26 protein-coding genes and 3 pseudogenes are annotated in these 26016 nt (G+C 71.2%); 11 read left to right on the forward strand and 18 right to left on the reverse strand.

The window, feature by feature from the left end; all coding sequences use genetic code 11:
• Window positions 1-23: 23 nt before the first annotated feature.
• Entirely contained in the window at window positions 24-1589 is a 1566-nt protein-coding gene (lnt, locus tag DTL70_RS02180; RefSeq protein ID WP_114020105.1) for an apolipoprotein N-acyltransferase, read from the forward strand.
• 85 nt (window positions 1590-1674) lie between these two features.
• Here the strand turns inward: lnt and DTL70_RS02185 are convergent, their stop codons facing one another.
• On the reverse strand, window positions 1675-2880 hold the full coding sequence (locus DTL70_RS02185; RefSeq protein WP_114020106.1) for an FAD-dependent monooxygenase: 1206 nt from the start codon (window positions 2878-2880) through the stop codon (window positions 1675-1677).
• 90 nt (window positions 2881-2970) lie between these two features.
• Between DTL70_RS02185 and DTL70_RS02190 the strand changes: the two genes are divergently transcribed.
• The 3 genes from DTL70_RS02190 to DTL70_RS02200 all read left to right on the forward strand — a co-directional run bounded on the left by DTL70_RS02190 (window position 2971) and on the right by DTL70_RS02200 (window position 4913).
• Entirely contained in the window at window positions 2971-3654 is a 684-nt protein-coding gene (locus tag DTL70_RS02190; RefSeq protein WP_181860740.1) for a TetR/AcrR family transcriptional regulator, read from the forward strand.
• 22 nt (window positions 3655-3676) lie between these two features.
• Window positions 3677-4228 (forward strand): DinB family protein, encoded by a 552-nt coding sequence (locus DTL70_RS02195; RefSeq protein ID WP_114020107.1) that lies wholly within the window; start codon window positions 3677-3679, stop codon window positions 4226-4228.
• Window positions 4229-4358: 130 nt separating this feature from the next.
• Entirely contained in the window at window positions 4359-4913 is a 555-nt protein-coding gene (locus DTL70_RS02200; protein WP_147266719.1) for a hypothetical protein, read from the forward strand.
• 38 nt (window positions 4914-4951) lie between these two features.
• On the opposite strand, the gene DTL70_RS02205 is transcribed toward DTL70_RS02200, so the two are convergent.
• From DTL70_RS02205 to DTL70_RS02265, 13 genes are all read right to left on the reverse strand, one after another.
• Complete coding sequence (locus DTL70_RS02205; protein ID WP_245978924.1) at window positions 4952-5494, reverse strand: hypothetical protein; 543 nt, start codon at window positions 5492-5494, stop codon at window positions 4952-4954.
• 138 nt (window positions 5495-5632) lie between these two features.
• Window positions 5633-6310: a uracil-DNA glycosylase gene (locus tag DTL70_RS02210; RefSeq protein WP_281278645.1), complete on the reverse strand. Its 678-nt coding sequence runs from the start codon at window positions 6308-6310 to the stop codon at window positions 5633-5635.
• A 99-nt stretch (window positions 6311-6409) separates the two neighbouring features.
• Window positions 6410-7993 (reverse strand): ABC transporter substrate-binding protein, encoded by a 1584-nt coding sequence (locus DTL70_RS02215; protein ID WP_114020109.1) that lies wholly within the window; start codon window positions 7991-7993, stop codon window positions 6410-6412.
• Between the two features lie 238 nt (window positions 7994-8231).
• Window positions 8232-9008: an SDR family oxidoreductase gene (locus DTL70_RS02220; protein ID WP_114020110.1), complete on the reverse strand. Its 777-nt coding sequence runs from the start codon at window positions 9006-9008 to the stop codon at window positions 8232-8234.
• A 37-nt stretch (window positions 9009-9045) separates the two neighbouring features.
• The gene (gene fabG / locus DTL70_RS02225; protein WP_114020111.1) at window positions 9046-9807 is read right to left on the reverse strand and encodes a 3-oxoacyl-ACP reductase FabG; all 762 of its coding nucleotides are present in this window, start codon (window positions 9805-9807) and stop codon (window positions 9046-9048) included.
• 162 nt (window positions 9808-9969) lie between these two features.
• Window positions 9970-10392 (reverse strand): DUF3037 domain-containing protein, encoded by a 423-nt coding sequence (locus tag DTL70_RS02230; protein WP_245978925.1) that lies wholly within the window; start codon window positions 10390-10392, stop codon window positions 9970-9972.
• Window positions 10389-11207: a HipA family kinase gene (locus DTL70_RS02235; RefSeq protein ID WP_114020112.1), complete on the reverse strand. Its 819-nt coding sequence runs from the start codon at window positions 11205-11207 to the stop codon at window positions 10389-10391. Before DTL70_RS02235 ends, DTL70_RS02230 begins: the two co-directional genes overlap by 4 nt.
• 4 nt (window positions 11208-11211) lie before the next feature.
• On the reverse strand, window positions 11212-11484 hold the full coding sequence (locus DTL70_RS02240; RefSeq protein ID WP_245978930.1) for an integrase: 273 nt from the start codon (window positions 11482-11484) through the stop codon (window positions 11212-11214).
• Window positions 11485-11872: 388 nt separating this feature from the next.
• Complete coding sequence (locus tag DTL70_RS02245; protein ID WP_114020157.1) at window positions 11873-12637, reverse strand: GNAT family N-acetyltransferase; 765 nt, start codon at window positions 12635-12637, stop codon at window positions 11873-11875.
• A 470-nt stretch (window positions 12638-13107) separates the two neighbouring features.
• Window positions 13108-13815, reverse strand: coding sequence for a type 1 glutamine amidotransferase domain-containing protein (locus DTL70_RS02250; RefSeq protein WP_114020113.1), 708 nt, complete (start codon window positions 13813-13815; stop codon window positions 13108-13110).
• Between the two features lie 86 nt (window positions 13816-13901).
• A complete protein-coding gene (locus tag DTL70_RS02255; protein WP_114020114.1) occupies window positions 13902-14489 on the reverse strand; it encodes a TetR/AcrR family transcriptional regulator in 588 nt (195 codons plus the stop codon).
• A gap of 64 nt (window positions 14490-14553) precedes the next feature.
• Window positions 14554-15390: an alpha/beta fold hydrolase gene (locus DTL70_RS02260; RefSeq protein ID WP_114020115.1), complete on the reverse strand. Its 837-nt coding sequence runs from the start codon at window positions 15388-15390 to the stop codon at window positions 14554-14556.
• Window positions 15391-15863: 473 nt separating this feature from the next.
• Complete coding sequence (locus DTL70_RS02265) at window positions 15864-16412, reverse strand: TetR/AcrR family transcriptional regulator (RefSeq protein ID WP_114020116.1); 549 nt, start codon at window positions 16410-16412, stop codon at window positions 15864-15866.
• A 108-nt stretch (window positions 16413-16520) separates the two neighbouring features.
• Between DTL70_RS02265 and DTL70_RS02270 the strand changes: the two genes are divergently transcribed.
• Window positions 16521-17381 carry an enoyl-CoA hydratase/isomerase family protein gene (locus DTL70_RS02270; RefSeq protein ID WP_114020117.1) on the forward strand — a complete coding sequence of 287 codons (861 nt, stop codon included), beginning with the start codon at window positions 16521-16523 and terminating at the stop codon, window positions 17379-17381.
• Window positions 17382-17491: 110 nt separating this feature from the next.
• Here DTL70_RS02270 and DTL70_RS02275 read toward each other — a convergent pair whose 3' ends face one another.
• Complete coding sequence (locus tag DTL70_RS02275; protein ID WP_181860741.1) at window positions 17492-17737, reverse strand: MBL fold metallo-hydrolase; 246 nt, start codon at window positions 17735-17737, stop codon at window positions 17492-17494.
• Between the two features lie 59 nt (window positions 17738-17796).
• Between DTL70_RS02275 and DTL70_RS02280 the strand changes: the two genes are divergently transcribed.
• The 3 genes from DTL70_RS02280 (at window position 17797) to DTL70_RS02290 (ending at window position 20994) form a co-directional block, all read left to right on the forward strand.
• Window positions 17797-18231, forward strand: a complete 435-nt coding sequence (locus DTL70_RS02280; protein WP_114020118.1) for an HIT family protein — start codon at window positions 17797-17799, stop codon at window positions 18229-18231.
• A gap of 134 nt (window positions 18232-18365) precedes the next feature.
• Window positions 18366-19883, forward strand: coding sequence for a GMC family oxidoreductase (locus DTL70_RS02285; RefSeq protein WP_220183587.1), 1518 nt, complete (start codon window positions 18366-18368; stop codon window positions 19881-19883).
• A gap of 394 nt (window positions 19884-20277) precedes the next feature.
• Window positions 20278-20994 carry an alpha/beta fold hydrolase gene (locus tag DTL70_RS02290; protein ID WP_114020120.1) on the forward strand — a complete coding sequence of 239 codons (717 nt, stop codon included), beginning with the start codon at window positions 20278-20280 and terminating at the stop codon, window positions 20992-20994.
• 8 nt (window positions 20995-21002) lie between these two features.
• On the opposite strand, the pseudogene DTL70_RS35050 reads toward DTL70_RS02290, so the two are convergent.
• Window positions 21003-21104 (reverse strand): annotated as a pseudogene (locus DTL70_RS35050) (IS481 family transposase); the annotation flags it as partial.
• A 363-nt stretch (window positions 21105-21467) separates the two neighbouring features.
• Between DTL70_RS35050 and DTL70_RS02295 the strand changes: the two are divergent.
• Entirely contained in the window at window positions 21468-22649 is a 1182-nt protein-coding gene (locus tag DTL70_RS02295) for a cytochrome P450 family protein (RefSeq protein ID WP_114020121.1), read from the forward strand.
• 115 nt (window positions 22650-22764) lie between these two features.
• On the opposite strand, the pseudogene DTL70_RS35055 reads toward DTL70_RS02295, so the two are convergent.
• Window positions 22765-22889: pseudogene (locus tag DTL70_RS35055) on the reverse strand (IS982 family transposase); the annotation flags it as partial.
• On the opposite strand from DTL70_RS35055, the pseudogene DTL70_RS02305 reads away from it, so the two are divergent.
• Window positions 22889-23214: pseudogene (locus DTL70_RS02305) on the forward strand (transposase family protein); the annotation flags it as partial. The pseudogenes DTL70_RS35055 and DTL70_RS02305 overlap by 1 nt on opposite strands.
• 213 nt (window positions 23215-23427) lie before the next feature.
• A complete protein-coding gene (locus DTL70_RS02310; protein ID WP_114020122.1) occupies window positions 23428-23997 on the forward strand; it encodes an AAA family ATPase in 570 nt (189 codons plus the stop codon).
• A gap of 405 nt (window positions 23998-24402) precedes the next feature.
• Here the strand turns inward: DTL70_RS02310 and DTL70_RS02320 are convergent, their stop codons facing one another.
• A complete protein-coding gene (locus tag DTL70_RS02320) occupies window positions 24403-25971 on the reverse strand; it encodes an MDR family MFS transporter (protein WP_114020124.1) in 1569 nt (522 codons plus the stop codon).
• Window positions 25972-26016 lie beyond the last annotated feature (45 nt).

Consider the following 26016-nt stretch of genomic DNA (forward strand, 5'->3'; position numbering starts at 1 on the left):
GCGTCGGACGAAGGAGGCGGGGCATGCGTGCCACCCCGGCCGTGCGTGCCGCCACGGCCGCCCGCTGGGCGCGCCGGGCACTGCCGCTGCCGGCGGGGGCCGTCCCCGCGCTGGCGTTTCCCGAGCCCGCGCTGTGGTGGCTGGCGTACGCCGCGCTCGTGCCCTGGCTGCTGCTGGTGCGGGCCGCGCCCACTCCCCGGGCCGCCGCACGGGCGGGCTGGCTCGGCGGTACGGGTTTCATGCTGGCGATGCACCACTGGCTGATGCCGAGCCTGCACGTGTTCATCGTCCTTCTCGCCGCGCTGTTGGGGCTGTTGTGGCTGCCGTGGGGCTGGCTCGTCCACCGGCTGCTGGCCGGCGCGCCCACCGGAGGCCGGTTCGCCGCCGCGGTGGTGCTGGTGCCGTCGGGCTGGCTGCTGGCCGAACTGGTCCGCTCCTGGGAGTACCTGGGCGGCCCCTGGGGGCTGCTGGGCGCGAGCCAGTGGCAGGTGACGCCCGCGCTGCGGCTGGCGTCGGTGGGTGGCGTGTGGCTGGTGAGCTTCGTGGTGGTGGCGGTCAACACCGCCCTCGCCGCGCTGCTCGCGGTCCCCCGCGCCCGCCGGGCCGCGGCCATCGCCGTACTGGCCACCGCCGTGTCCACGTGCGCGGTCTGGATGTGGGCGCCGCGCCCGCATCCCGCGGGCGCCACACGTGTCGCCGTGGTGCAGATCGGCGAGACGTCCTCGCGCGCGGAACGGTTCGCGCGCGGCGAGGAACTGACCCGGCGCCTGGCCGGCCGCCGGCCCGACCTGGTGGTGTGGGGCGAGAGCAGCGTCGGATACGACCTGCGCGGCCACCCGTCCCTGGTGCGTCGGCTCGCCGCGCTCTCCCGGGCCACGCACGCGCCGCTGCTGGTGAACGTGGACGCCCAGCGCAGCGACCGGCCCGGCATCTTCAAGAGCGCGGTCCTCGTGGACGAACGCGGGCTGACCGGGCAGCGCTACGACAAGATGCGGCTGGTGCCCTTCGGCGAGTACGTCCCCTTCCGTTCGGTGCTGGGCTGGGCCACCTCGGTCGGGCGGGCGGCGGGCGAGGACCGGCAGCGGGGTCAAGAGCCCGTGGTGATGCGGTCGGGAGGGGCGCGGTTCGGGCCGCTGATCTGCTTCGAGACGGCGTTCCCCGACATGAGCGGGCACCTGGCCGCCGAGGGCGCGCGGGTGCTGGTGGCCCAGTCCTCGACCTCCACCTTCCAGCACAGCTGGGCACCCGAGCAGCACGCGTCTCTCGCGGCGCTGCGGGCCGCCGAGACGGGCCGTCCCATGGTGCACGCGACGCTCACCGGGGTCAGCGCGGCCTTCGGGCCCGAGGGCGAACAGGTCGGGCGCCGCATGGACACGGCCACCAGTGCGGCCACGCTGACCGAGGTGCCGCTGGCGCGCGGCACGACGCTGTACGTGCGCTTCGGCGACTGGACCGGGCGACTGGCGGTGACCGCGTTGGCGGCGTACCTCGTGCTCGAGGCCACCCGCGCGGTGCGGTCACGGCGGGACCGGCAGCGGGACCGGGACGAGGACGGGAGCCCCGGCCTGACCGTGCCCGCCCGCCGCTGACCCTCCGCTCGCACCCACCGCGCCGTGCGGGGGCTTGCCACGCGTGGCGGGGCTCGTCAGGGCCTGCGGGTGGCTCGCGTTTTCCTCACCGTTCGGGTGACCGTGTCCCGTCGGCGGTCGTGGGCTCCGGCGGGCGCCAGTCGGCGATCCCCGCGAGTGCGCGCAGCGTCAGTGCGGGCGCCAGACGGCTGACGGCGGCGAGCGCTCCGTTGCGCAGGGCGCAGGCGGGCGCGCTGGTGAGGGTCGTCATCCGGGCGGCGCGTGCCGACCGCCGCACGACCTCGGCCGTGCGGGGCAGCCGCTGCCCGGTGTAGGCCGCCAGGATTCTGCCGACTGGTGCGGCCGGATCGGCGAGCCGGCCGAGCACGATGGCGTCCTCGACGGCCTGGTTGCCCCCCTGGCCCAGGCTGGGGGCCATCGCGTGCGCGGCGTCACCGAGCAGGACGGTGCGACCCGCGTGGTGGGCGGGGAGCGGTTCGGTCATGTGGTGGACGTCGTTGCGCAGCACCGCCTGTTCGGACACGGACTCGATGAGCTGGGGCAGCGGCCTGTGCCAGTCCGCGAACATCCGCCGCAGCGCCTCTCGTTCGCCGTCGGGGGTGCTCCACGAGGCGGGGACGGCGGCGGCCGCGTAGGCGTAGATCCTGCCGTCCGGCAGTGACTGGGTGCCCCACATGCGGCCCCGTCCCCAGGTCTCGTGCGGCTCGACCCCGCCCTCGGGGGTTTCGGTGAGGAACCGCCAGGTGGTGAAGCCTGCGTAGCGGGGCCCCGGGTGCGTGGGGAAGAGCGCTCGGCGGGCCGCGGAGTGGATGCCGTCGGCGGCGACCACGAGGTCCGCCTCCATGGTGTGCCCGTCGCCCGTGGTGACGGCGGCGGGCCGGCTCTCGGCTCCCGGGTCGGTCAGGCTCGCGGCCGTGCCGGTGCGCAGGGTGACGGTGTCGGGCAACCTGGCGCGCAGCAGGTCGACGAGGGCCGCGCGGGTCATCAGCACGAGGGGGTCGCCGAAGCGTGCGGCCGTGCGGTCCCCGGTCGTGGGCACCAGCCAGCGGCCGGAGGGCGAGCGCAGACCGCCGCGTCCGCTCCAGGTGCGCAGGGCGCGTACGTCGTCTCCCACGCCGACGACGTCGAGGGCGCGTAGCGCGTTGGGGGCGAGCGCGATGCCCGCGCCGACGGGTTCGAGGGCTCCGGCGCGTTCGAGGACGGTGACGGTCCAGCCGCGGTCGGCGAGCGCGACGGCCGCGGTGAGGCCGCCGACGCCGGCTCCGGCGACGAGGGCGCGCGGGGTGTGCACGGGTACCTCCCATGAGGCCAGAACACTACAGATGTAGTGTCTTCCGGTTCCGAGGATACTACTCCTGTAGTGTGCGGGTAGATTGCCTCCATGCCCTCTCGCGACACCGCTGTTCCCCGCTCGGAGCTGATCGCCGACACCGCGATCGGATTGCTGGCCGAACGCGGGCTGCGGGGCCTGACCCACCGCGCCGTCGACGAGGCGGCCGGGCTGCCGCAGGGCTCCACCTCCAACCTCGCCCGCACACGGGCAGCACTGCTGCAGACGGTGGTGGAACGGCTGACCGTCCTGGAAGGCGCGGCCCTCCTCGCACAGGAGAGAACACCGGCCGAAGACCCTTCGGGGCCCGGCCCGCTCGCGGACCTCGTCGCGGCGGCGCTCCACCGCCATCTGACCCGGCACCGCACCCTGCTGGTGGCCCGTTACGAACTGGCGCTCGAAGCCACCCGGCGCCCCGAGCTGCGGGCCCACTACAACAGCACCGGAAGAAGCGACTTCGCCCAACCGCTGCGGCGCCTGCTCTCGGCCGCCGGATCCACCGCACCCGAGCGGCACACGCTCTCCCTGCTGGCCTGGTGCGACGGCATCATGTTCACCTGCACCGCGGGCTCGTACAACGCCGCCGTTCCCAGCGAGGAGGAGCTGCGGACCGGCCTGCGCGAGATCCTGGCCGGCATGCTCGCCCCCGCGGCGACCGCCCCTGGCACCGGCACGTCCACCGCCACGGCCGAGGCGGCTGCCGGCGCCCCCCGCACGCCCTCCTCCGAGGGCTGACAGAAGTCGAAAGGATGCGCGCATGACGAGCCAGGACGAGGCAGCACCCGAAGGGCCGCCGACCACCCTCAGCGGAGTCCCACTCCCCGAGGGCACCGGATCCGAACGGCAGATCCTCCAGCAATGGCTCGACCTCCAGCGCGCCACACTCGCCGCCAAGTGCGAGGGGCTGAGCGACGAGGAGCTGCGGAGGGCCGCGGCGCCGCCGTCCGCACTGACACTGCTCGGCCTGGTACGGCACATGACCGACGTGGAACGCCACTGGTTCTGCCGGATGTGGCGGGAGGAGGACTCCGCACCGCTCTACCGCACCCCGCAGGCGCCGAACGACGACTTCTCCGTCGCCGAGGCCGGTACAGGTGAGGAGACGCTGGCCGCCTGGCGCCGCGAGATCGACCGGGCCCGTGCGTCCGCCGCCGGGCGGTCCCTCGACGAGGTCGCCACCCACCCCCGCCGCACGGGCTGGCGGACGTCGCTGCGGTGGATGTACACGCACATGATCCAGGAGTACGCGCGGCACAACGGCCACGCCGACCTGCTCCGTGAGCGCATCGACGGGAAGACCGGGTTCTGAAACCGGTGGCCGGAACCCTTTGAACCGAAAGCCAGGAAGGCTTCTGATCGGCCCGCGATCAACCCGGGCCGGCCGCGATCACCCCTGGGAGGGCTTCCGGCCGAGGCGAGACGGCGGAAGAGTTGCGTGGATGTCACGTATCACGAAAGCCATGGCCGTCGCGGGGATGGCGCTCTCGACCGCGACCGGGTGCATGACCGTCTCGGGCGACCCCGGCCCGCCCGGCGGCGGCTCCGCCTCCCACCACTCCCCCACGTCCGGCCACCGGGACACCTCCCCGCGTGTGGCGCGGTCCCCCGCGAAGGAGGCGCTCTCCCACAACGAGCACCAGGAGAAGGCCTCAGGACGGCGCGGCACCGCCGGCGCACGCGGCGACACCGCGCCGCGCTCCGGTGCGGGGGCACCGGTCGGGGGCGCCTCCACGGTCCACTCCCCCGACCGGCCCGCACCCGGCCCCGCTCCACTCCCCGGCGCCGGCGGCCGGGGGCACGACGGCGGGGGCCGCGCGCAGGCAGGCGCCCCCGGGCGGGACGCGGACTCGGGAGCACACGAACGCCACGGGCACGGCACGGGGCAGCGCCACACCCGGCCCGGCTCGGGCCTGTGCGACCTGGGAGAGGCGTACGGGCGGTGGGACGCGGACAGCGCCCAGGCCCGCATCTGCCGTGACACCTACGGCAGGTGAGCCCGGGCGGCAGGGTGAGCCCAACCGCGGGTGAGCCCCTACGGCAGGTGATCCCCGCTGCCGCCCGGCCCGTCCGCGGAGCCGCCGGGTGAGCCGGCGCCGTCGGCGAGCCGCTTCTCCAGACGCTCGATCGCCGCACGGATGCCCTCTCCGTACGCGTCGGCGGGCAGCGCGTCCAGCTTGTCCCTGGCCCGCTCCAGCGCGCTTCGGGCCGCGCTCTCGTCACCGAGCTTGGCGTGGCCCGCGGCGATGTTGAGGTGCAGGGACGGATAGAGGGAGCGGACGGCCAGCTGGTGTTCGCCCCAGCTGACCTCGTCCCCCTTCAGCGCGTCGGCGGCGGCGAGCGCGCGCAGGTCCCACACCAGCTCGTCGGCCGGCTCGTCCTGGGTGTCGGCCATGTAGTGCGCGATGGTGCAGCGGTGGAAGAGGTCCGCCTCTGGGTCCGTCTCCGCCCACAGGGCGGCGAAGCGGTTCCTCGCCTCCTCCCGGTCTCCGCCGCGGTGCAGCATGATGGCCTGGCCGATTCTGACCATGGTCGCGTCCTCCGCGCCCTGGGGCGCGTCCTGCTGGGGCTCCGCCACGGGGGGCTCCTCCCGTTCGCCGTCTGCCGTACGCCGTCTGCCGTACGCCGCCTCGCACGACCGCTTCGCCGGTCGTTCTCCGACGCTAACGGCCACCTCTGACAATGGCGCACACCACGGGCGCGGCCCCGGCGCGGCTCAGCCCAGATCGGGGATGCGCCAGTCGATGGGCGTGTGGCCCTGGGCGGCGACGGCCTCGTTGATCCGGGTGAAGGGCCGGGAGCCGAAGAAGCGCCTGGCCGAGAGCGGCGAGGGGTGGGCGCCCTCCACCACGGCGTGTCGCCCGGTGTCGATGAGCGGGAGCTTCTTCTTCGCGTAGTTGCCCCAGAGCACGAAGACGGCCGGATCGGGGCGCGCGGCGACGGCACGGATCACGGCGTCGGTGAACTTCTCCCAACCCTTGCCCTTGTGCGAGTTGGCCTCGCCCCCGCGCACGGTCAGCACCGCGTTCAACAGCAGCACCCCCTGCTCGGCCCACGGCAGCAGAAACCCGTTGTCCGGCACGGGGTGGCCGAGCTCGTCCCGCATCTCCTTGTAGATGTTCCGCAGCGAGGGGGGTGTCCTGACCCCGGGGCGGACCGAGAAGCACAGGCCGTGGCCCTGACCTGGACCGTGGTAGGGGTCCTGGCCCAGGACGAGGACCTTCACCTGCTCGTACGGCGTGGCGTCGAGCGCGGCGAACACCTCCTCGCGAGGCGGATACACCGGTCCCCGCTCCCGCTCCTCCTCGACGAAGGCCGCCAGCTCCTTGAAGTAGGGCCGTTCGGTCTCCTCACCGAGAACCCCCTGCCAGGCTGGGGGGAGCATCTCCTTCACGCGCTGTACCTCCTGCGGTGCGGCTGGCCGGGCCCCGTGCCCGACGACCGCACCGAAGGTACCGCCCGCCACCGACAGTCCCGGACGGGAGCCGGGCGGCTACCAGCTCGACTTCTTGTACAGCTCCCACATCCGCATGATCACCGAGGAATCGATCGCCCATTCGACGCCCGCGACGTCCTTCTCCGAGGCGATGTAGACCTTGCCCTGCCACAGCGGCAGCAGCCGCACGTCCCGTGCCATCAGCTTCTGGGCCTTCGCGAAGGCCTGCCCGGCCGCTCCCCGGTCGCTCTGCTTGCGCGAGGACGGCAGCAGCTCCTCGGTCAGCTCCCGGTTCCGGTAGGGGGTGCCCATCGCGTTGTCCTCGCCGACGAAGGGCGTGATGTAGTTGTCCGCGTCGGGGAAGTCGGCCGACCAGCCGCGGCCGAAGACCGGGTAGTCGCCCTTGAGGTAGCCCTGCTGGAAGTCGTCCCAGGCGCGCGACTTGACCGTGATGTCGAAGAGCCCCGAGTCCTCCAGCTGCTGCTCCAGCTCCGCGAACTCGCGCCGTGTCGAGTCCCCGTACCTGTCCTCGGCGTACCACAGGGTCAGTTCGACCTTGTCGGTGATGCCCGCGTCGCGGAGGGTGTGGCGGGCCTTCTTCTCGTCCGGGTGCCCGTAGCGGTCGAGGAAGGCGTTGGTGTGCCCGGTGACGCCGGTGGGGACCATGGAGTACAGCGGGTCTGCCGTCCTGTCGTAGACGTCACGCACCAGTTCGGTGCGGTCGACGAGCTGGGCGATCGCGCGGCGCACCGCCGGCTTGGCGGCCTGCTCGTCCTGCGGGTTGAAGACCAGGAAGTGCACCTCGGAGCCGGTCATCTCACTGAGGTCGACGGAGTTGTCGCCGGAGGAGCTCGCCTCCTGGAACGCGGAGACCTGCCCGGGGGTCAGTCCGCGGTAGGTGAGGTCTATTCGCCCGGCTTTCAGGTCGCTGACCATCCGCGCCGAGCGCGAGTAGTACCGGATGGTGACGGAGTCGTTGCGCAGCTCCGCCGGGCCCTTGTAGTCCGGGTTCTTGACCAGTTCGGCCCGCTTGCCCTGCTGGTAGCTCTCCAGCGTGTAAGGACCCGACCCGATGGCGGTGTCACCGGGGTGCAGGCTGGCGGTGGGGTACTCGTCCGGGTCGACGAGGGAGGTGGCGGGGGTGGAGAGGATATACGGGAAGGTCGCGTCCGACTTCTTCAGGCGGAAGACCACCGTGCGGTCGCCCTTCGTGACGACCTCGTCCAGGTTGGCCAGCAGCGCCGAGGGGCCCGAGGGCGACTCGATGGACGTGGTGCGGTCGAAGGAGTGCTTGACCGCCTCGGCGTCCAGCGGTTTGCCGCTGGAGAAGGTGAGTCCCTTGCGCAGGACGCAGCGGTAGACCTTGCTGGCCGCGTCGGTGAAGCCGCACCTCTTGGCGGCGTCGGCCTCGGGCGAGGTGCCGGAGTTCGGGACGGTCATCAGCGTCTGGTAGATGTTCCTGTACAGCTCCCAGGAGCCGTCCCAGGCGGCGGCCGGATCCAGGGAGCTGGGAGCGCTGGTGGTGCCGACCACGATGCTGTGTTCCTCTTCGCCGCCCCCGGGCAGCGCACTGCACCCGGTCACGAGGGCGAGGGGAAGGATGGTCGCTGCGGCTCTCAGCAGCCCGTTCCGGTCGAACAACGTGCGCTCCTCAGTCGGCGGTGCCTGTCTGGCTGGTGCGGTGCCCAGGACCGCGCCGCACGAGGGCGCTGTCCAAGACGGAGAAAGCGCCATGACATTACCCCAGCCACAGCCGTATCGGAGCCCCAAAAAGCGTCCGGGCGCCGGTACTTGAGGTTCCGGCACCCGGACGGCTTCGCGACGCCCCGTTATGCGCAGCGCCCCGTTATGCGCAGCGCCCGTTACTCGCAGCGCCCCGTTACTCGACGCCGGCGTTGAGGAACAGCCCCCCGTCCACGGTCAGCGTCTGACCGGTGATCCAGCCCGCCTCGGAGGAGGTCAGGAACGCGACGGCGCCCGCCACGTCCTCGGGGGCGCCCAGCCGTCCCATCGGGTAGCGGGCCGCCGCCTGCTCCTCACGGCCGTCGTACAGGGCGACGGCGAACCTGGTCTTCACCACGGCGGGCGCGACCGCGTTGACCCGGGCCCTGGGCGCGAACTCGTGCGCGAGCTGGAGGGTCAGGTTGACCATCGCGGCCTTGCTCATGCCGTAGGCGCCGATGAACGGGGAGGCCGAGGTTCCGGCGATGGAGGCGATGTTGACGATGCTGCCGCCGTGCTCGCTCTGCCAGGCCGCCCAGGTGCGCTGCGCGAAGCCGAGCGCCGAGATCACGTTCGTCTCGAACACCTTGCGCGCGATGTTCAGGTCCAGCTCGGCCATCGGCCCGAACACCGGGTTCGTGCCCGCGTTGTTGACCAGGTGATCGATGCGCCCGTAGGTCTCCATCACCCGCTCGACGACGGCCGCCTGGTGTTCGAGGTCGTGTGCCTTGCCCGCGACGCCCATCGCCCGGTCGGAGCCGAGCCGCTCGACCGCCTCCCTGAGCGCGTCCTCGTTCCGCCCGGTGATGCACACCCGGTCACCGCGCGCCACCAGCGCCTCGGCGATGCCGTAGCCGATGCCGCGGCTGGCGCCGGTGATGAGGGCGACCTTCCCGCTGTCGGGGCTCCCGCCGCCCGCTGTCTGCTGTGTCATCTCGCTGTTCCCGCCTCTTGTCGCTTCTCGTCCGCCGTCAGTCGAGCGGCCCGCCGGCGATGTACAGCACCTGACCCGAGACGAACCCGGCCTTCTCGTCGGCGAAGAAGGCGACCGCGTTGGCGATGTCCGCGGGCTCGCCCACGCGCTGGACGGGGATCTGGGTGGCGGCCGCGGCCTGGAAGTCGTCGAAGCCCATACCGACGCGCTCGGCGGTGGCCGCGGTCATGTCGGTGGCGATGAAGCCGGGGGCCACCGCGTTGGCGGTGATCCCGAACTTGCCCAGCTCCTTGGCGAGCGTCTTGGTGAAGCCCTGCATACCGGCCTTGGCCGCCGAGTAGTTGACCTGGCCGCGGTTGCCCAGCGCCGAGGACGAGGACAGGTTGACGACCCGGCCGAACCCGGCGTCCACCATGTGCTTCTGGCAGGCGCGGGACATCAGGAAGGCACCGCGCAGGTGCACGTTCATGACCGTGTCCCAGTCGTCGTCGCTCATCTTGAACAGCAGGTTGTCGCGCAGCACCCCGGCGTTGTTCACCAGCACGACGGGCGCCCCCAGCTCGGCGTCGACGCGCGCGACGGCAGCCTCGACCTGGGCCGAGTCGGAGACGTCGCAGCCGACGGCGAGCGCCTTGCCGCCCTGCGCCGTGATCTCCTCGACGGTCTGTGCGCAGGCGCCCTCGTCGAGGTCGAGGACGGCGACGGCGTGCCCCTCGGCCGCCAGGCGGACGGCGGTGGCCGCGCCGATCCCTCGGGCTGCGCCCGTGACGATGGCGACTCGCTGCTCGGTGCTGGACATGCTGGTCTCTCCTCGGCCTGAGTGGATGAGCGGGTGAGCTGGGTGAGCAACCGCTTAGTACCTACGGCAGACGTGACGCTATGAGGCGGGCACCGCCCTGTCAACGCCGGGCCCGGGGGCCACCGGGGACACCCCTGCCGCCCCGGCCACCCCTGAGGCGGCTCACCGCACCAGGAGGTCCAGCAGGCGCTCGCTCTCGGCCCGCGGGTCGGCCGTCAGCCCGGTGTGCACGGGCCCCGGCTGCACGACGGTGCTGCGCGGCGCCACCAGCCACCGGAAGCGCCGCCCCGCGTCGTCACCGGCCGCCTGTCCGGCCCGCGCGCCCCCGTCGCACACACTCTCCACGGCGCGCAGCGCGGCCCGCACCCCCCGGACGTCGGCACACGGGTCGAGGGCGAACAACCGGTCCTCGTCGAGATGGGTGCGGGCGGCGAGGAAGGAACGGGCCCGGCAGTAGACGAGAAGGCCCGCGTTGATGAACTCACCGCGTTCGATGTGGGGAACGACACGCAGCAGCGCGTACTCGAACACGTCGAGGTCACCGCGCGCCCCCACCGGGGTCCCCGGTGTCGTCGTGCGTGTCACTTGATCTCGCCGTCCTTCCCGGTCAGCCACCCCGGCGCCTGGGAGGGCCGGTCCTCGCTCGGCTCGCCGACCGTGATCCGCTCATGGATCGTACGGGCGCGCGCCGCCAGTACCCGGACGTACGCGGCGCGTACCTCGTCCGGGTTCTCGAAACCCGGTTCGTCCTCCAGCCACACGTCGGGAACGTCCGCGGCACACTCGGCCAGCAGATCGGCCGTGACCCGCGGCGCGAGCTCGGCGGCCGCCTCCTCGACGAGCGGACCGGCCGAGGCCAGCGCATGGTCGGAGGCGTCGTAGGGGCGGTCGGCGGCGGCCTGCGCGGTGGGCCAGTTGTGGTGGAAGATCAGCGTCGCGCCGTGGTCGATCAGCCACAGGTCGCCGTGCCACACCAGCATGTTGGGGTTGCGCCAGGAGCGGTCGACGTTGTTCACCAGCGCGTCGAACCACACCACGCGGCCCGCCTCGGCGGGGTCGGCCCGGTAGGCGAGCGGGTCGAAGCCGAGCGAACCCGGCAGGAAGTCCATGCCGAGGTTGAGCCCACCGCTCGCCTTCAGCAGCTCCTGCACCTCCTCGTCGGGCTCCGTCAGGCCGATCACCGGGTCGAGCCAGAGGCCCACCAGGTCGGGCACGCGGAGCCCGAGCCGCCGGGCCAGCCCTCCGCACAGCACCTCGGCCACCAGCGTCTTGCGGCCCTGCCCGGCTCCGGTGAACTTCATGACGTAAGTGCCCAGGTCATCGGCCTCGACGAGCCCGGGGAGGGAGCCACCCTCCCGCAAGGGTGTGACATAGCGGGTGGCTGTGACTTCTGGAAGCATTCCATCAGGCTATACGGCTGCGTGGTCTTGAAATCCACGCAGACTGGTACGGCCCGACCTCGACGATCCGCCCCGACCGGCTCTGGGGAGAATCTGGGGAGTTTCGGCCGCCGGCCACAGGCACCTGCTCCGCGCCCTCGAACAGCGTGTCGATGGCACGGCGGCCCCTGTGACCGGCCTCCGGCATGAAGTGCGCGTAATGGTCCAACGTGATCGTCGGCGACGAGTGCCCCAGCCACCGGGCGAGGGTGACCACGGACTCCCCCGCTTCCAGCATGGTCGAGGCACAGGTGTGCCGGAGCACGTGGAAGCCGTCCTGGGGAGCCGCGACCCACTGCCAGGGCTTCGCCCCTTGCCCCTCGGCGGAATGACCCCGGCCTTCGCCAGCGCCGGCTTCCACGTGTAGGTGTTCCACGTGTTCGCGGCGGTCGCGTTACCGAAGCGGGTCGCGAGCAAGAGAGGGAAACGTCTTGCGCGGCCTGTCCGCCCCCGGAGCCCCCACGGGAGCTCGACCTCTCAAGTACAAGGAGACCGCGCGCGGCGAGCTCGCGGTGAACGTCGGGCATGAGGTCGAAGGTGGAGGCCCATCGGGGCGATGCCGGGCGTGAAGCGTTGCCGAGGGACGACCAGGCGTTGGTGAGGAGCGGAGCGGTTGCCGTGCCGGGTCAGGGGGTGAGGGCGTACTCGGTGAAGTGGCCGCAGGCGGTGAACCCGAGGCGGCGGTAGACGGGTTCTCCGTCGGCGGATGCCTGCAGCACCGCGGTCTCGTAGCCCGCGTCCCGGGCGGTGTGCAGGGTGGCCGCGGTGATGGCGCCGCCATAGCCGCGGCGGCGGTCGGTGGCGAGTGTGGCGATGTTGTAGATGCCGGCGACACCCGCGTGCAGGAACACCTCGGCCGAGCAGACGGGGCGGCCATCGAGGTAGCCGACCAGGTAGCGGGCGGGGCAGTCGGCGGTGAGGGCCGAATCGGCGGCGTCGGCGAAGAACTGTCGCACCGTTGCGGCGGGCGGGTTCCAGTTCGCGGCGAGGACCGTGGCGTAGTCGGCGAGCTGTTCCGGGGTGGTGGCCGGGCGGATCTCCAGGCCGTCGACGTGCGCGTCGGGTAGGGGGTCGCTCAGGTCCTTCCACATGCCCGCCTCCGTTTCCGACGCCTCCAGGCCGGCGGACTGAAGATGCTCGGCGAGATTCTCCGGCGTGGAAGCGGGGCCCACCCACCAGGAGAAGGGGCGGCCGGTGGCGGCCAGGGTCCGGGCCGTCTCCGCGGCGCGGGCCGGGGCGGTGCCCGGGGTGAAGCGGGCCGTGGCGACGATGTTGAAGGTGTCGTCGTCGAGACCGCTGTCGGCGATCAGCAGGTCGCCGGTCTCGGTGACGGACGCGCCCTTCAGGGTTCGGTGCAGGTGGCAGGCGTGCTCGGCGAGATTCTGCTCCATCACGAGCGGAAGGTCGGATTCATTGGCGGACCGGATGTGCATGGGCTTCATGATGATCCATCCCAGCATGCCCTCTGGGGTGCTCACAGGTCCTTTTTCCGTACCTGTGAACGGGCCGTCGTCGCGCGGTCAGTGCGCGAGCCTCGTGGCTCACGCCTCGGACGCAGCCCTCACCCAGGACGCCACCGTGATGACACGACCCCGGGAGCAGGTACGGCGGACAGCGTCGTCCCGTTCTTTCCGCCACGCCACCGGCGATGCCCACGATGGCGACATTCATAGGTGTCGCTCTCCTTGATTGGTGCCGGCCGGAGCCGGCGGTGGAAGGGTGCGGGGTTTCTCGTCTCCGGTGGCAGTGAACGGGCTACTGCCGCTGGTGCCGGCCGTGTGCCCCGCGGGCCTCGGGCTCGTCCCGGTGGGCCCGCGGGGTAAGTGGTTGGTGTGCGGGGTGGTGTCGGTTGGGATATGGGTTATACGCGGGCTTCGTCGACCTGGTTGACCAGGGTGAGGAGGGTGAGGAGGGCGTCGGCGGCGGGGCCGGAGGAGGCGGGGCTCTGGCCAGTGATGAGGAGGCCGTCGATGACGACGTAGGGCTGCCAGTTGTCGGTCTTGGAGTAGTCGGCGCCGAGCTTGTTGAGTTCGTCCTCGACGAGGAAGGGGACGATGTCGGTGAGGCCGGCGTCGGCTTCCTCGCCGTTGGTGAAGCCGGTGACCTTGCGGCCGCGGACGAGGGGGGTGCCGTCGGGGTTGGTGACGTGGCGCAGGGTGCCGGGGGCGTGGCAGACCAGGGCGAGGGGCTTACCCGCGCGCAGGACGGTTTCGATGAGTTGGACGGAGGTGGGGTCTTCGGCCAGGTCCCACAGGGGGCCGTGGCCGCCGGGGTAGAAGACGGTGTCGAAGTCGTCGGCGGAGACGGTGTCGAGCCGCACGGTGTGGGCGAGGTCGGCCATGGCTGCGGGGTCGGCCTCGAAGCGGCGGGTCTCGTCGGTCTGGAAGGCGGGTTCGTTGCTCTTGGGGTCCAATGGGGGCCTGCCGCCCTGGGGAGAGGCGAGTACGACTTCGGCGCCGGCTTCCTTGAAGCGGTAGTAGGGGGCGGCGAGTTCCTCCAGCCAGAATCCGGTCTTGCGGCCGGTGGTGCCGAGCTCGTCGTGCGAGGTGAGAACGATGAGGATCTTCATGGTGCACACTTCCCTCTGAGTAGACCGGTCGACTCTGGTGAGACACGCAAGAAGACCGGTGTGACCGGATACTGGCGTTCTTCGTTCTACAGGTGCAGGAGTTGACGGGTGACCGTCATAGTGGTGTCCAGTGGGCCGAGGTGGCGGTGAATCTTGACCAACACGCTTGCCCCGAGCCACATGTCGTAGAGGGCCTGAGCGGTGTCGCGGGCGGAGGCGTCGGTCGTGAGCGATCCGTCCTCGAGGCCGGCCGCGATCGTCCGCTCCAGACGGTCGATGACGGCGGTGGTGCCTTCCTTCAGGGCGATCCGCATCACCTCCGAGAGGTCGGAGACCTCCGCGCCGAGCTTGACGACCAGGCACTTGCCCTGGCATTCGTCGACGCTCTGCGTCTCGTACCAGTTCTGCCAGTAGTTCGTCAGCCGCTGCGCCGAGGTCAGGTCGGGCTCGGCGAGGGTGCGGTCCATGTCCGCCAGGTAGTCGGTGAAGTAGGCCCGAATCATGGCCTCGCCGAAGGCGTCCTTGGAGCCGAAGAAGTGATAGAACGACCCCTTCGGCACTCCGGCCGCGGAGAGGACTTCGTTGATGCCCACCGCGGAGAATCCCTTGCGAGCCATGATCCGCTGGGCGGCGTTGAGGATGCTGCGGCGAGTGTCGCCCTGGACGCGAGGCATGGATCCCACTCTATCACCCATTAGACCGGTCGACTAGTTGGCAGCTGTCGCACACTCCGGTGCGTCAGCGGGCCAGGAAGTCCAGGAGGATCTCGTTGACCTCGGCGGTGTGGGTGGTGAGCAGCCCGTGCGGCGCGCCGTCGATCTCGGTGTACTGAGCGGTGGGCAGGGCCTTGGCGAAGCGTCGTCCGGTGGCGTCGACGGGCAGGGTGCGGTCGCCCGTGCCGTGCACGATCAGGGCCGGTACGTCGATCCGGGGAATGTCGGCGCGGAAGTCGGTGGGCCAGGTCAGCGGTGCGGCGGCCGAGGCGATCGGGCCCGCGCCGGCCGCCACGGTCCAGACGTTGCGCACTGATTCCTCGCTCACCCGGGTACCCAGATTCTCGTCGAGGTTGAAGAAGTCGGCGTAGAAGTTGGTGAAGAAGGCGTAGCGGTCCTTCTTCACCGCCTCGGAGACGCCTTCGAAGAAGGAGTACGGGGCGGCGCCGTCGGGATTGTCGTCGGTGATCGCCAGATACGGCTCCAGCGACGCGAGGAAAGCCGCCTTGGCGACCCGGCCGGAGCCGTAGGTGGACAGGTAGCGGGCGACCTCGCCGGTACCCATCGAGAAGCCGACCAGTACCGCGTCGCGCAGGTCGAGGGTCTCCATGACGGTGTGCAGGTCGGCGGCGAACGTGTCGTAGTCGTACCCGGTGGACGGCTGGCTGGACTTGCCGAAGCCGCGCCGGTCGTAGGTGACGACCCGGTGGCCGGCGGCCAGCAGGGCGGGGATCTGCCCTTCCCAGGAATTGCCGTCCAGCGGGTAACCGTGGATCAGGACGACCGGCTGCCCCGTCCCCTTGTCCTCGTAGTGCAGTTCGATGTCGGTGCTGTTCTCCGTGCCGACCTTGATGCGTCCCATGATGCCTTCCCCTTCCGGGAATCCGGTGCCTGTCGTGCTCCGACACCCAGGACTATACGACCGGTCTACTCGGCTCGCAACCCCCACCGCCGAAGTTGCTCGAAGGGTCTCCGCAGGGCTGCCGGGTTGTCGGCGCCTCGGGAAACGGTGCGACGCGATGGGCCGGACGGGGCCCGTGAGAGATCGCGGCCATGGAGGCGGGCAGGCCTCCCACGTCCAGCCCGGGACTGGGTTGGTATCCGCGCCTCCACACCCCCACCTCCACTCACGGGCGTGTGGACCGGGCGGTTCGGCAAGCTCATCACAGCGCGCGGCGCAAGGGTGCGGACCCGGAGCACCGACCGCATCGATGATCGTCTCGATACGCCGAGCAGTCGAAGAACCGCCGACACGCCACCGACCACAGGTCGTCATCGACGCCGACACCGTGATGATCGTCGACGGTGGCTACCGCGGCGCCGACCCGGCCATCGCTACGCCGGCCAGGCGCGGGTCGCGTACCGGGCCGCGTCCAGGAGTCGGGTGCGGTCGGCGCCCTCGCGGGCTCGGGCGGCCATGCCGGTCAGTACGGTGTCGATGAACGCGGCGATCTGGTCGGCCTCGGCGACGGACGTGAGTTCTCCCTCGGCGGCGGCCCGGCGCAGACGTGCCCGGATCATGCCGCGGGTCTTGTCGCGCCGCTCGGTGAGCCGCGGCTCTCCCATGACGAGGCAGCCGGGGGGCTGTCCGGGCGCCGTGAAGTGCTCGGCCGACGACCGCAGCAGGCGTTCGACCGCCTGCCGTGCCGTGGGTGCCGACAGGTCGCGCTCCAGATCCTCGTCCAGGTGCTCGGTGTAGAGCGCACACGCCTTCTCGAACAGGGCGTTCTTGTCGCCGAAGGCCGCGTACAGGCTCGGTGCGGCGATCCCCGCCTCCGCGCAGACCTGCGCGACGCTCACACCGTCGTATCCCCGCTCCCAGAACGCGCGCATCGCCATCCGGAGCACCGCGTCCTTGTCGAACGTCCTCGGTCTTCCTGTCATACGCCAACCGTAACGCACGCTAAAGAACGTGCTACGGTTCTTCTGTAATGGCCCTTAAACAAGGGTGGTCGGACGGCGCCCCCGCGCCTTGCCCGAAGGAGCACAGCGATGAGCTACAGCGGATACAAGTCCTTGCTGGTCCGTACGCAGGACCGGATCGCCTGGGTGACCATCGACAACCCGCCGGTGAACACCGTCGACGCCACGCTGGCCGGCGACCTCAAGGCGTTCGCCGGCCAGGTGGCCGCCGACGAGGACATCGCCGTGATCGTCCTCCAGTCGGCCAACCCCGAGTTCTTCTCCGCCCACGCGGACTTCGAGTGGTCCTTCGACCCGAGCACCCTCATGGCCCTGGCCGACCCCGAAGCCGACCCCGCCCTCAACCCACTCCAACAGCTCAACGAGCGGCTGCGCACCCTGCCTCAGGTGACCATCGCGAAGCTGCGCGGTCACGCCCGCGCGGGCGGCGCCGAACTGGCGATGACCGCGGACATGCGCTTCGCCGCCGCGGACCACACCTGGCTGTCCCAACCGGAGTCGCTGATGGGCATCTTCCCCGGCGCAGGCGGCACCCAGTACCTCAACCGGCTGGTCGGCCGGGCCCGCGCCCTGGAGATCGTGCTGGGAGCCGAACCGCTCGACACCTCCACCGCCGAGCGCTACGGGTGGATCAACCGCGCGCTGCCGGACGCACACCTCGACGCGTTCGTCGACGCCCTCGCGCGCCGCATCGCCGCCCTGCCCCGGGGCGTGGCCGCCGCCGCGAAGGAGGCACTGGACGCCGCCGAGGCGAGCGGCCCCGTGCCCCACCTGCCGGAAGAGGCCGCCGCCCATGCGAAGGTCTACCCCTCCCCGGACGACGTCGTCCACCGGCTCCGCGTGCTGATGGACCACGGCGGGCAGACACGCAACGGCGAACTACGCCTGGAGCGCCTGCTCGAATCCATTCCCTGGGCCCACCACTCCTGAACGCCCCATCGACCATGCCCACCAGGCACCTCGGTGCCGGAGGCCCCGTGTCTCCGGCACCCGCGACCCGCGCCGCCGCTTGGAGCCGTCGTCCGGGGCGAGACGTGAGCCTAGGCCAACGGTTCCCAGGCGAAGGCGTCCCCGGCACGCCGTACCCGGCCGAAGGGGACGTCGGCGAAGTGGACGCCGAACCCGACGATGCCCTCGTCGGCGAGCCGGCCGAGCACCTCGCGCCGGAGTCCGGCCGATGCGTCGGGGGCCGGTTCTCCCACCATTGCCCAGTCCGGGTGCGCGACCTGCACCGGGGAGTGCAGGACGTCGGCGAACGCGAGCAGGCGGTCGTCACCGGACGTCACCTCGTACCCCATTTGCCCGCCCGTGTGACCACCCGCCGCATGTGAAAGGAACTTCAGCCGTGCCCACTCAGTTCTCCCGCATCATCGCCGGTGAGCTGCCCGGACGCTTTGTCTGGCAGGACCCCGAGGTCACCGCGTTTCTCACCGTCGCGCCCTTGCGGCCCGGCCACACCCTCGTTGTCCCCCGGCACGAGATCGATCGATGGACGGATGCCGACGGTGCACTTCTGGGGCGGTGCATGGAGGTCGCCCAGGCCGTTGGGCAAGGGGTGCAGCGGGCTTGGGACGCTCCGCGGGCCGGCCTCGTCATCGCGGGCTTCGAGGTGCCGCACCTGCACATCCATGTCGCTCCTGTCTGGGACATGTCCGACTTCGATTTCACCAAGGCCAAGCCGGAGAGGAACCAGTCCGCTCTGGACGACGCCGCGGAAAAGCTGCGTGCCGCCCTGCTGGAACTCGGTTATGAACAGGGCCGGGACACCGACCGCCGTTGATACTCCAAGGAGACGCTGATCATGAGTAGCCACCCGGACGTGCCGACGCCGCCGCGCCCCCGATCCCGGCCGCGCGCACCCATTGGCTCGCACTCGCCGACCACCTGAACGACGGTGCCACCTTCGACTACATCGTGTGCGGCGCCGGTACGTCCGGTTCCGTCCTGGCCGGCCGGCTCGCGGCGGATCCGGCCGTCACGGTACTGCTCGTCGAGAGCGGCGGCGACGACGATGACGAGCATGTCCGCGATCCTGACCTGTGGCCGGCCAACCTCGGCAGCGAGCGGACCTGGGACCACGTCACGGAGCCTAACCCGCACCTGAACGGGCGCCGGCTCGCTTACGCCACCGGCCGCGGGCTGGGTGGGGGCAGCGCCGTCAACGCGGGTGTGTGGGCCCGTGGCCACCGCACCGACTGGGACTCCTACGCCGCGGCCACGGGTGATCCCGCATGGGGCTACGCGCATGTACTGGAGCACTACCGAAACATCGAGGACTGGCAGGGCGTGCCCGACCCCGAACGCCGGGGTGCCGGCGGGCCGATGCGGATACGGCCGTCGCAGGACGTGCACCCGCTGTTCACCGCCTTCCTCGACGGCGCCGAGGCCACCGGCATCCCCCGTTTCGACAGCGCCAACGGCGTCTTGATGGAGGCGGACTCCGGTTGCGCCGTGCGGGACGAGAATATCCACGACGGCGAGCGGCAGACCCCCTTCCGCCGCTACGTCGCCGACCGTGTCGGGCAGCCGAACCTCACGGTACTGCCGCACACGACGGTCTCCCGCGTCCTGCTCTCTGCAGGCCGGGCCCGCGGCGTCGACATCGTGCGCGACGGCCGGCCGCTGCGCGTCAACGCCTCACACGAGGTGGTGCTGTCGCTGGGCGCACTCGGCACCCCGGCCGTACTCATGCGATCCGGGATCGGGGACGAGAACGAACTGCGCAACCTGGGCACCCCGGTGCTCCAGCACCTGCCCGGCGTCGGCCGCAACCTCGACGACCACATACGCCTGCCCTGCATGTGGGAGGCGACAGACCTGCCGCTGCCAGTGCCCACACGCAGCCAGGCCGTCTGCTTCTGGCAGGACGAAACACGACCGGGCGCACCGGAGTTCGTCATGTACCTCTCGCCGGCGCCGTCCGTCTCCACCGAGAGCGCGGCCCAGTACCCGCCGCCGGAGCGGTGTTTCACCCTGATGCCTGCCATGCGCTCGCGGGGCGGCAGCCGAGGCCGGGTCCGCCTGGCGAGCACGGACCCGATGGCCGGACCGCGCATCGAGACGAACTTCCTCGCCGACCCCGACGACGTGCGCTCGGCCCTGTCCGCCGTGGCCATGGCCCGGGAGATCGGCAACTCCGCGGCACTGCGCCCGTTCGTCGAGCGGGAGGTGTCCCCGGCGTCGTCGGTGACGGACACGGGGGAGAAGTTCCTGCGCAACGCTGCGGAAACCTTCTGGCACCAAAGCGGTACGTCCCGGATGGGACGGGATGAGGGAGCCGTCGTGGACGCGAGGCTCAAGGTGTACGGCATCGAGGGCCTGCGCATCGCCGACGCCTCGGTGCTGCCCCATGTGACGGTCGCCAACACCATGGCCCCTTCCATGGTGGTCGGCCAGCGGGCGGCCGAGATCCTCGCGGCCGAACAGGGCTGATGGAAAGCCGGTCCCGAGGGCGGACTGATCAGGTGGCGGCGACGCGGGCGGTGGCGGTGGGCCCGTCCTGCCGGACTGCGAGGCCGTCCTGATCGGCGGCCGCGCCCCGGGCCGCGGCCCGGGGCGCGGCCCGGGGCGCGGCCCGCGCGCATTCCAGCCCCGGGCCGCGCGATGCGCCGGCGATGAACATCGAGGGAACCGACTGGGCCACCTTCCCGCCGTCGAGTCCTCAACGACTGGGCGACCCTGGGCAGGTGGGCCGTGAGCACCCCGACAGCCCAATGGACCGGTACCGGCGGCGTCACAGCGCGAGCCCCCGGAGTCCACGACTGACACAGTGATGCGACTCCACGACATACCCGGATTCTTCCCCCGTCAACCAAGAGGGAACTTCATGTCCATATACGTGCTCGTTCATGGCGCTTGGCACAGTGGCGCCTGCTGGGACCGGACAGTTCTGCGGCTGGAGTCCGCGGGGCATCAGGTGTACGCCCCTTCCCTGACCGGCCACGGGGACCGTGCACACCGGCTCGGCCCCGACGTGGGGCTCGACACGCATGTCGAAGATGTCGTCAGCCTCATCCTCGCCGAAGACCTCACCGAGGTGATCCTCGTGGGGCACAGCTACGCGGGGATGCTCGTGTCGGCGGTAATCGACCTTGTCCCCGAGCGCATCTCCCATGCGGTCTACGTCGAAGCGCTGGTACCTGCGGACGGCGAGAGTGCGGCCGACGTTCTCCCGGCCCACCAGGTCGAATTCATGATCCAACTCGCCGAAGGGGCCGGTGACGGCTGGCGGATCCCACCGCTCCCCGAACTCCCCTATCCCGCAGGTTTGTTCGGGGTCACCGACCCGGATGACGTGGCGTGGTTGCGCGGCACTCTGTCCGACCAGTCACTGCGAACCCTTCAGCAACCCGTCCGCCTGGTGAACCCGGCGGCCGACAGCGTCCCGCGCACACACATCCACTGTGTCGGAGGGGAACGGCGGGCCGTTCCCCCGCTCCAGCCCAACGGAGAACCCGCGGTGGTGTGGGAGCTGGACACCGGCCACGACTGCATGATCACCGCTCCGGACGGCCTCACCGCACTGCTGCTCAAGATCCCGTGACGGACGGGCAGGGCTCGGGCGAGGTCGGCGGCGCGGTAGCAGGCTCCGTCGTCCGTGACGATCCGCTGGATGCGGTTGATGCCGTGGGCGGCGAAGAAGGCCCGGGCCCGGTGGAGGGCGGAAGCGCACGCCGGTCCGTCGGTTGCCGGACTGCGAGAAAGTGCAGCAGCGCCGGCTCCGGTTCCGGTTCCGGTTCCCCGCCCGGGAACCGTCCTGCCGCGTGTCGCTCTCGCCGACCGCGTCGGGCAGGCCGCCGTGCGAAGGAGAGGGCCTCTTGGGGTGTGGAAGCGGAAGGACAGAGGGCGACCACGCCGGCGGCCCACCGTGACCCCCTCTGGGGAGAGTCCGAGGGATGCGGGCCCCGTGGGCTCTTCCGTTTCCCACGTCGCGGATGACGCATTTCCCACGTCGCGGGTGACGTGGCTTCCGCGTCGCGGGTGACGAACGTGTCGAGCGGAGAGGATCCTGACCGCGTGAAGAAATCCGCGCAGGACCGTCAGGAGCCCCACGGCCGTGGTGACACCCCGCCCTTCACGTGCCCTGTCCAGCGAGTGCGGGGCGGCTCGTCCGGGCACACCAGTTACCTCGTTACCGGATACGCGGAGGCCAGGCAGGCGCTCGGCGACCCGCGCTTGTCGAAGGACACCGCCGCCTTCTTCGCCGACAAGCAGTCCAGTCGCCGGCTGCACCCCGCGGTGGCGCGGAGCATGCTGGCCGGCGACCCTCCGCGCCACACCCGCCTGCGCAAGCTGGTGACCAAGGCGTTCACCACGGGCGCGGTCGACGCGCTGCGCCCGTTCATCGCGCAGGTGACCGCCGCCCTCCTGGACCAGTGGCCCGCCCCTGGCCGGGTCGACGTGATCGCGGACCTGGCCATGCCTCTTCCCGTCACGGTGATCTGCGAGCTGCTCGGCGTGCCCGAGGCCGACCGGCCGCAGGTCCGGCGCTGGTCCGCCGACCTCTTCGCTGCTGGCCGCCCCGAGCGGATCGACGCGGCCTCGCACGAGATCGCCGCGTACATGACGAACCTCATCGCCGAGAAGCGGGACCGCCCTGGCGACGCGCTCCTCGACCACCTCATCCTGGTCCGGGACGGTGCAGAGCAGCTGAGCGAGGAGGAATTGGTCTCCCTCGCCGTCCTCCTCCTCGTCGCCGGCCACGAAACCACGACCAACTTCCTGGGTTCCGCCCTACTCGCGCTCCTTCAGCAACCCGCCGACCTGGAACGCTTGCGCAGGGACCCGGATCTCGTGCCTGGCGCGCTGGACGAACTGCTGCGCCACAGCTCCCCCGTCAGCACCGCCACGTTCCGGTACACGACAGAGCCCCTCGCGCTGGGCGGTGTCGAGATCCCCGCCGGCGCCCCGGTCCAGGTGGCCATCGGATCCGCCAACCGCGACCCCGAGCGCTTCGCCTCCCCCGACCGGATCGACCTCGGCCGCAACGCCGGCGGCCACCTCGCCTTCGGCCACGGGATCCACCGATGCGTCGGGGCGCCACTGGCCCGCGCGGAGGCGGAACTCGCCCTGCGAGCGGTCTTCGCCCGTTTCCCCGAGATCCGACTCGCCGTGCCTCCGGAGCAAGTGGCCTGGCGGCCGACCCGCTTGGTCCACGGGCCGGCGGCCCTTCCCGTCCTCGTCCAGACGGCGACCTGAGGATTTTTGATGCGCCCACTGCTCGTCGCCCGAAGAGAATCCGCACCTCGTGCCGCACTCCGTGCCCGGTGGGGGCACACATGCGTGGGTCAGAGGAGTGAATCCGACGTCTGTAGTGACCATTGGCGATCAGGGAGCGTTGACGTGTGCTCCGGTCGTCCAGTTGCGCCAGATCGTGGCTGCGCAGGCAAGGAGTCGTTGCCCGACGCGGGCGAAGACTCCGGCCGGGGGCCGGCCGCCACGACCTGACCGCCGCCCGCACCCACCGCATCGTCCGGAACTGCGAACGCCAGGGAATCCCTATCCTGGCCGACCGCGCCTCTACAGGTGCCGGCCCCTGGGTCACCACCGGACGCAGACGCCCGCCCCGCGGGCAGCTGACGCCGACAGAACGGACCGTCAACCGGGCACTGGCCACATCCAGCCACCGTTCGAACGCGGCATGGCGCGACTCAAGTCCTGGCGGACCTTCCGAAGACCGCGATGCAGCCCGAACCACATAGCGTCAATCGCCAAGGCGGTCCTCACCCTGGAGAGGCAACGCCGAAAACGCTCACTCATCTAGGGGCGCGCGCACGGGCGTCACCTGTCAGGGTGGTGACGCCGAACTCTATGTCCTCGTCCCGCCCGTGTCGCCGAGCTCTCGGGAGGTCGTCGCATCTTGTGGCGGCCCCTTTCGCTATTCCGACCGCCCGCAGGACAAGACGCTTGCGCGACCCGACATCCACGCGCCGCGGCATCGCGTTGCGCGACACAAGAGAGGAAACCACCCCTCCTCATGACCGAGAACTCCCGGGCCCGGTGCGGCGGGGAAAGCAACGGCGTCATCGTCATCTCGGGCATCTCCGCGGCGGGCAAGTCCACCGTCGCGCAGGCTCTGGCCGAGCGGCTGGACCGGTCGGCCCACGTGCGCGGCGACTTCTTCCGCCGCATGATCGTGGGCGGCCTGGTGAACATGACCGCGGAGCCGGACCCGGAGGCGCTCGCCCAACTCCGGCTCCGGTACCGGCTGGCTGCGGCGTCCGCCGACGCGTACTGCGCGGCGGGCTTCACCGCGATCGTCCAGGACATCGTGCTGGGCGAGCACCTGGCGGAGATGACCGAGCTCATCACGAGCCGGCCGCTGGCCGTGGTCGTGCTGGCACCCGACCCCGACGCGGTGCTGGAGCGGGAGCAGCAGCGTGCCAAAACCGGGTACGGCCCGCACTGGCAGCCCCGGGAGCTGGACGCGGTGCTGCGCCAGAGCACCGCGCGGATCGGGCTGTGGCTGGACACCTCGCACCAGACGGTGGACCAGACCGTGGACGAGATCCTCAAGCGCGCCTGGACGGAGGGCGCCGTCTCCTGAAGTTCCGGGCCGCACCCCGGAGTCGCCCCGCGCACAGGAGACATGAGCTGCGCACCACAGCCATCGGACCGCACGGAGACCGGGTCGGCGTCGTAGGCCTCGAATGCATGGGCATGGCCTACGCCTACGACCCGCACGAACGTGACGTGACGAGACGGCCTCGGTCGCCACCATCCACCGCGCACTCGGCCTGGGCGTCGACCTCGTCGGCACGGCGGACGTCTACGGCCGTCACCCCGACGGGGAACTGGTCGGACGACGTGTCCGCAGCCGACAGGCCCTCACCGCGTAAGGGGCTGCTCGTTCTCACGGCCACCGTACGCAAGCGGCCCTGGCTCTTCGGCGCGGCGCTCGCGGCCGGCGCTCTGTCCGGCCAATCGTGTTCGCCGTAGCCCATGCCGGCGGTCAGGAGCTTCGGGGAGGCGCCAGCGGGGGGCCGAGCGGCATCTCGCGGACGAGAACCGCGGACACCACCGCGATGATGCCGGCGACCACGCCGGCGAGCGCCACCACGTGGAGGCCGTCGGTCACCGCGCTCGCCCACGCCTCCTGCGCCCGCGCCGGGATCCGGCCGAGCGACTCCACCTGGTCGTCACTGCCGGACGCGACCAGTGAGGACGCGTCCTGCGCACCGATCCTGCCGGTCAGGCTGCCGCTCAACCGGCCTGCGTACAGTGCCCCGAAGAGCGCCACCCCCATGCCCGTGCCGAGTGTCCGGGTCAGCGAACCCACTCCCATGGCAGCCCCCATGTCGCGCGGTTCGACGGCCGTACGGGAGATCAGCACCGTGTTCTGGATGAGGCAGCCGAGCCCGACGCCGATCGGCACGACGTACAGGGCGCTGAGCAGTGTGTGCGTCCCGGGTCTGAGCAGGAGCAGCAGGGCCATGCCGACCGTGAGGGCCGCGCTGCCGATGATCGGGAGGATGCGGAAGCGTCCGGTGCGGCGGATCCACGCCGACCCCCTCCTCATCATCGACACCATCCCGGCCATCATCGGGAGCAGCAGGAGGCCGCTGCCGATCGAGCTGACGCCTTTGGCGTTGTGGGCGTACAACGGCAGGAAGGTGACCGGCACGACCATGGCCGCGCCGAAGACGAAGCCTAGGATCTGCGCGAGGGTGAAGTTGCGGTGCCGGAACAGCCGCAGCGGCAGCACGGGTTCGGCCACACGCTGTTGCACCCACATCAGCGCGGCCAGTGCGAGCACTCCGGCGGCGGCGAGGCCGATGATCCGCCAGGACCCCCACGCGTAGCTGTTTCCCGCCCAGGTCGTCACGAGCGTCAGGCACACGACGCCCGCGGTCAGCAGGAGCATGCCGAGGTAGTCGATCCGCACCTTCTTCTTCGGCTTCGGCGCGGCGGGCAGGCGGACGCCGACGAGCGTCGCGAGAACGCAGAGGCCGCCGAACGGCACGTTGATGTAGAAGATCCAGTGCCAGCTCCACGCGTCGGTGACCAGGCCACCGATCAGAGGTCCGCCGACGAGTGAGGCCCCCATCAGCAGCCCGGTCCACGACCCGGCCTTCGCCGACTCCTGCGGGGTCAGCATCACGCTGGTGATCGACAGGGCGCCGACCACCAGCCCGCCGGCTCCGCACCCCTGCAGGGCGCGGAACACGATCAGTTGGGTCATGTCCTGCGCCAGGCCGCACAGCATCGACCCGGCCAGGAAGAGCACCACCGACAACAGGTAGATCACCTTGCGGTCGTACAGGTCGCTCAGCTTGCCCCAGATCTGCGTGGACGCCGCGATGGCCAGCGAGTACGCCGTGATCACCCAGGCCAGGGACGTCAGCCCGTCCAGGTCCGCCACGATCTTCGGCAGTGCGGTGCTCACAACGAAGTTGTCCATCATGCCGAGGAACATGCCGAGCAGGAGGCCGCCGATGCCCAGCTTGAGGTGGCGGTCGCTGCCCGCCGCGGACAGCGTCGGTCCGGCCTCGGCCTCCCCTTCGGTGGTCGTGTCCGACATGGTGGCTCGTCTCCTCCCGACGGGCTCGGAATCGCCCACGCGGCC

It is taken from the genome of Streptomyces diacarni (genome assembly GCF_003323715.1).
In the GTDB taxonomy this organism is placed as follows: Bacteria; Actinomycetota; Actinomycetes; order Streptomycetales; family Streptomycetaceae; genus Streptomyces; species Streptomyces diacarni.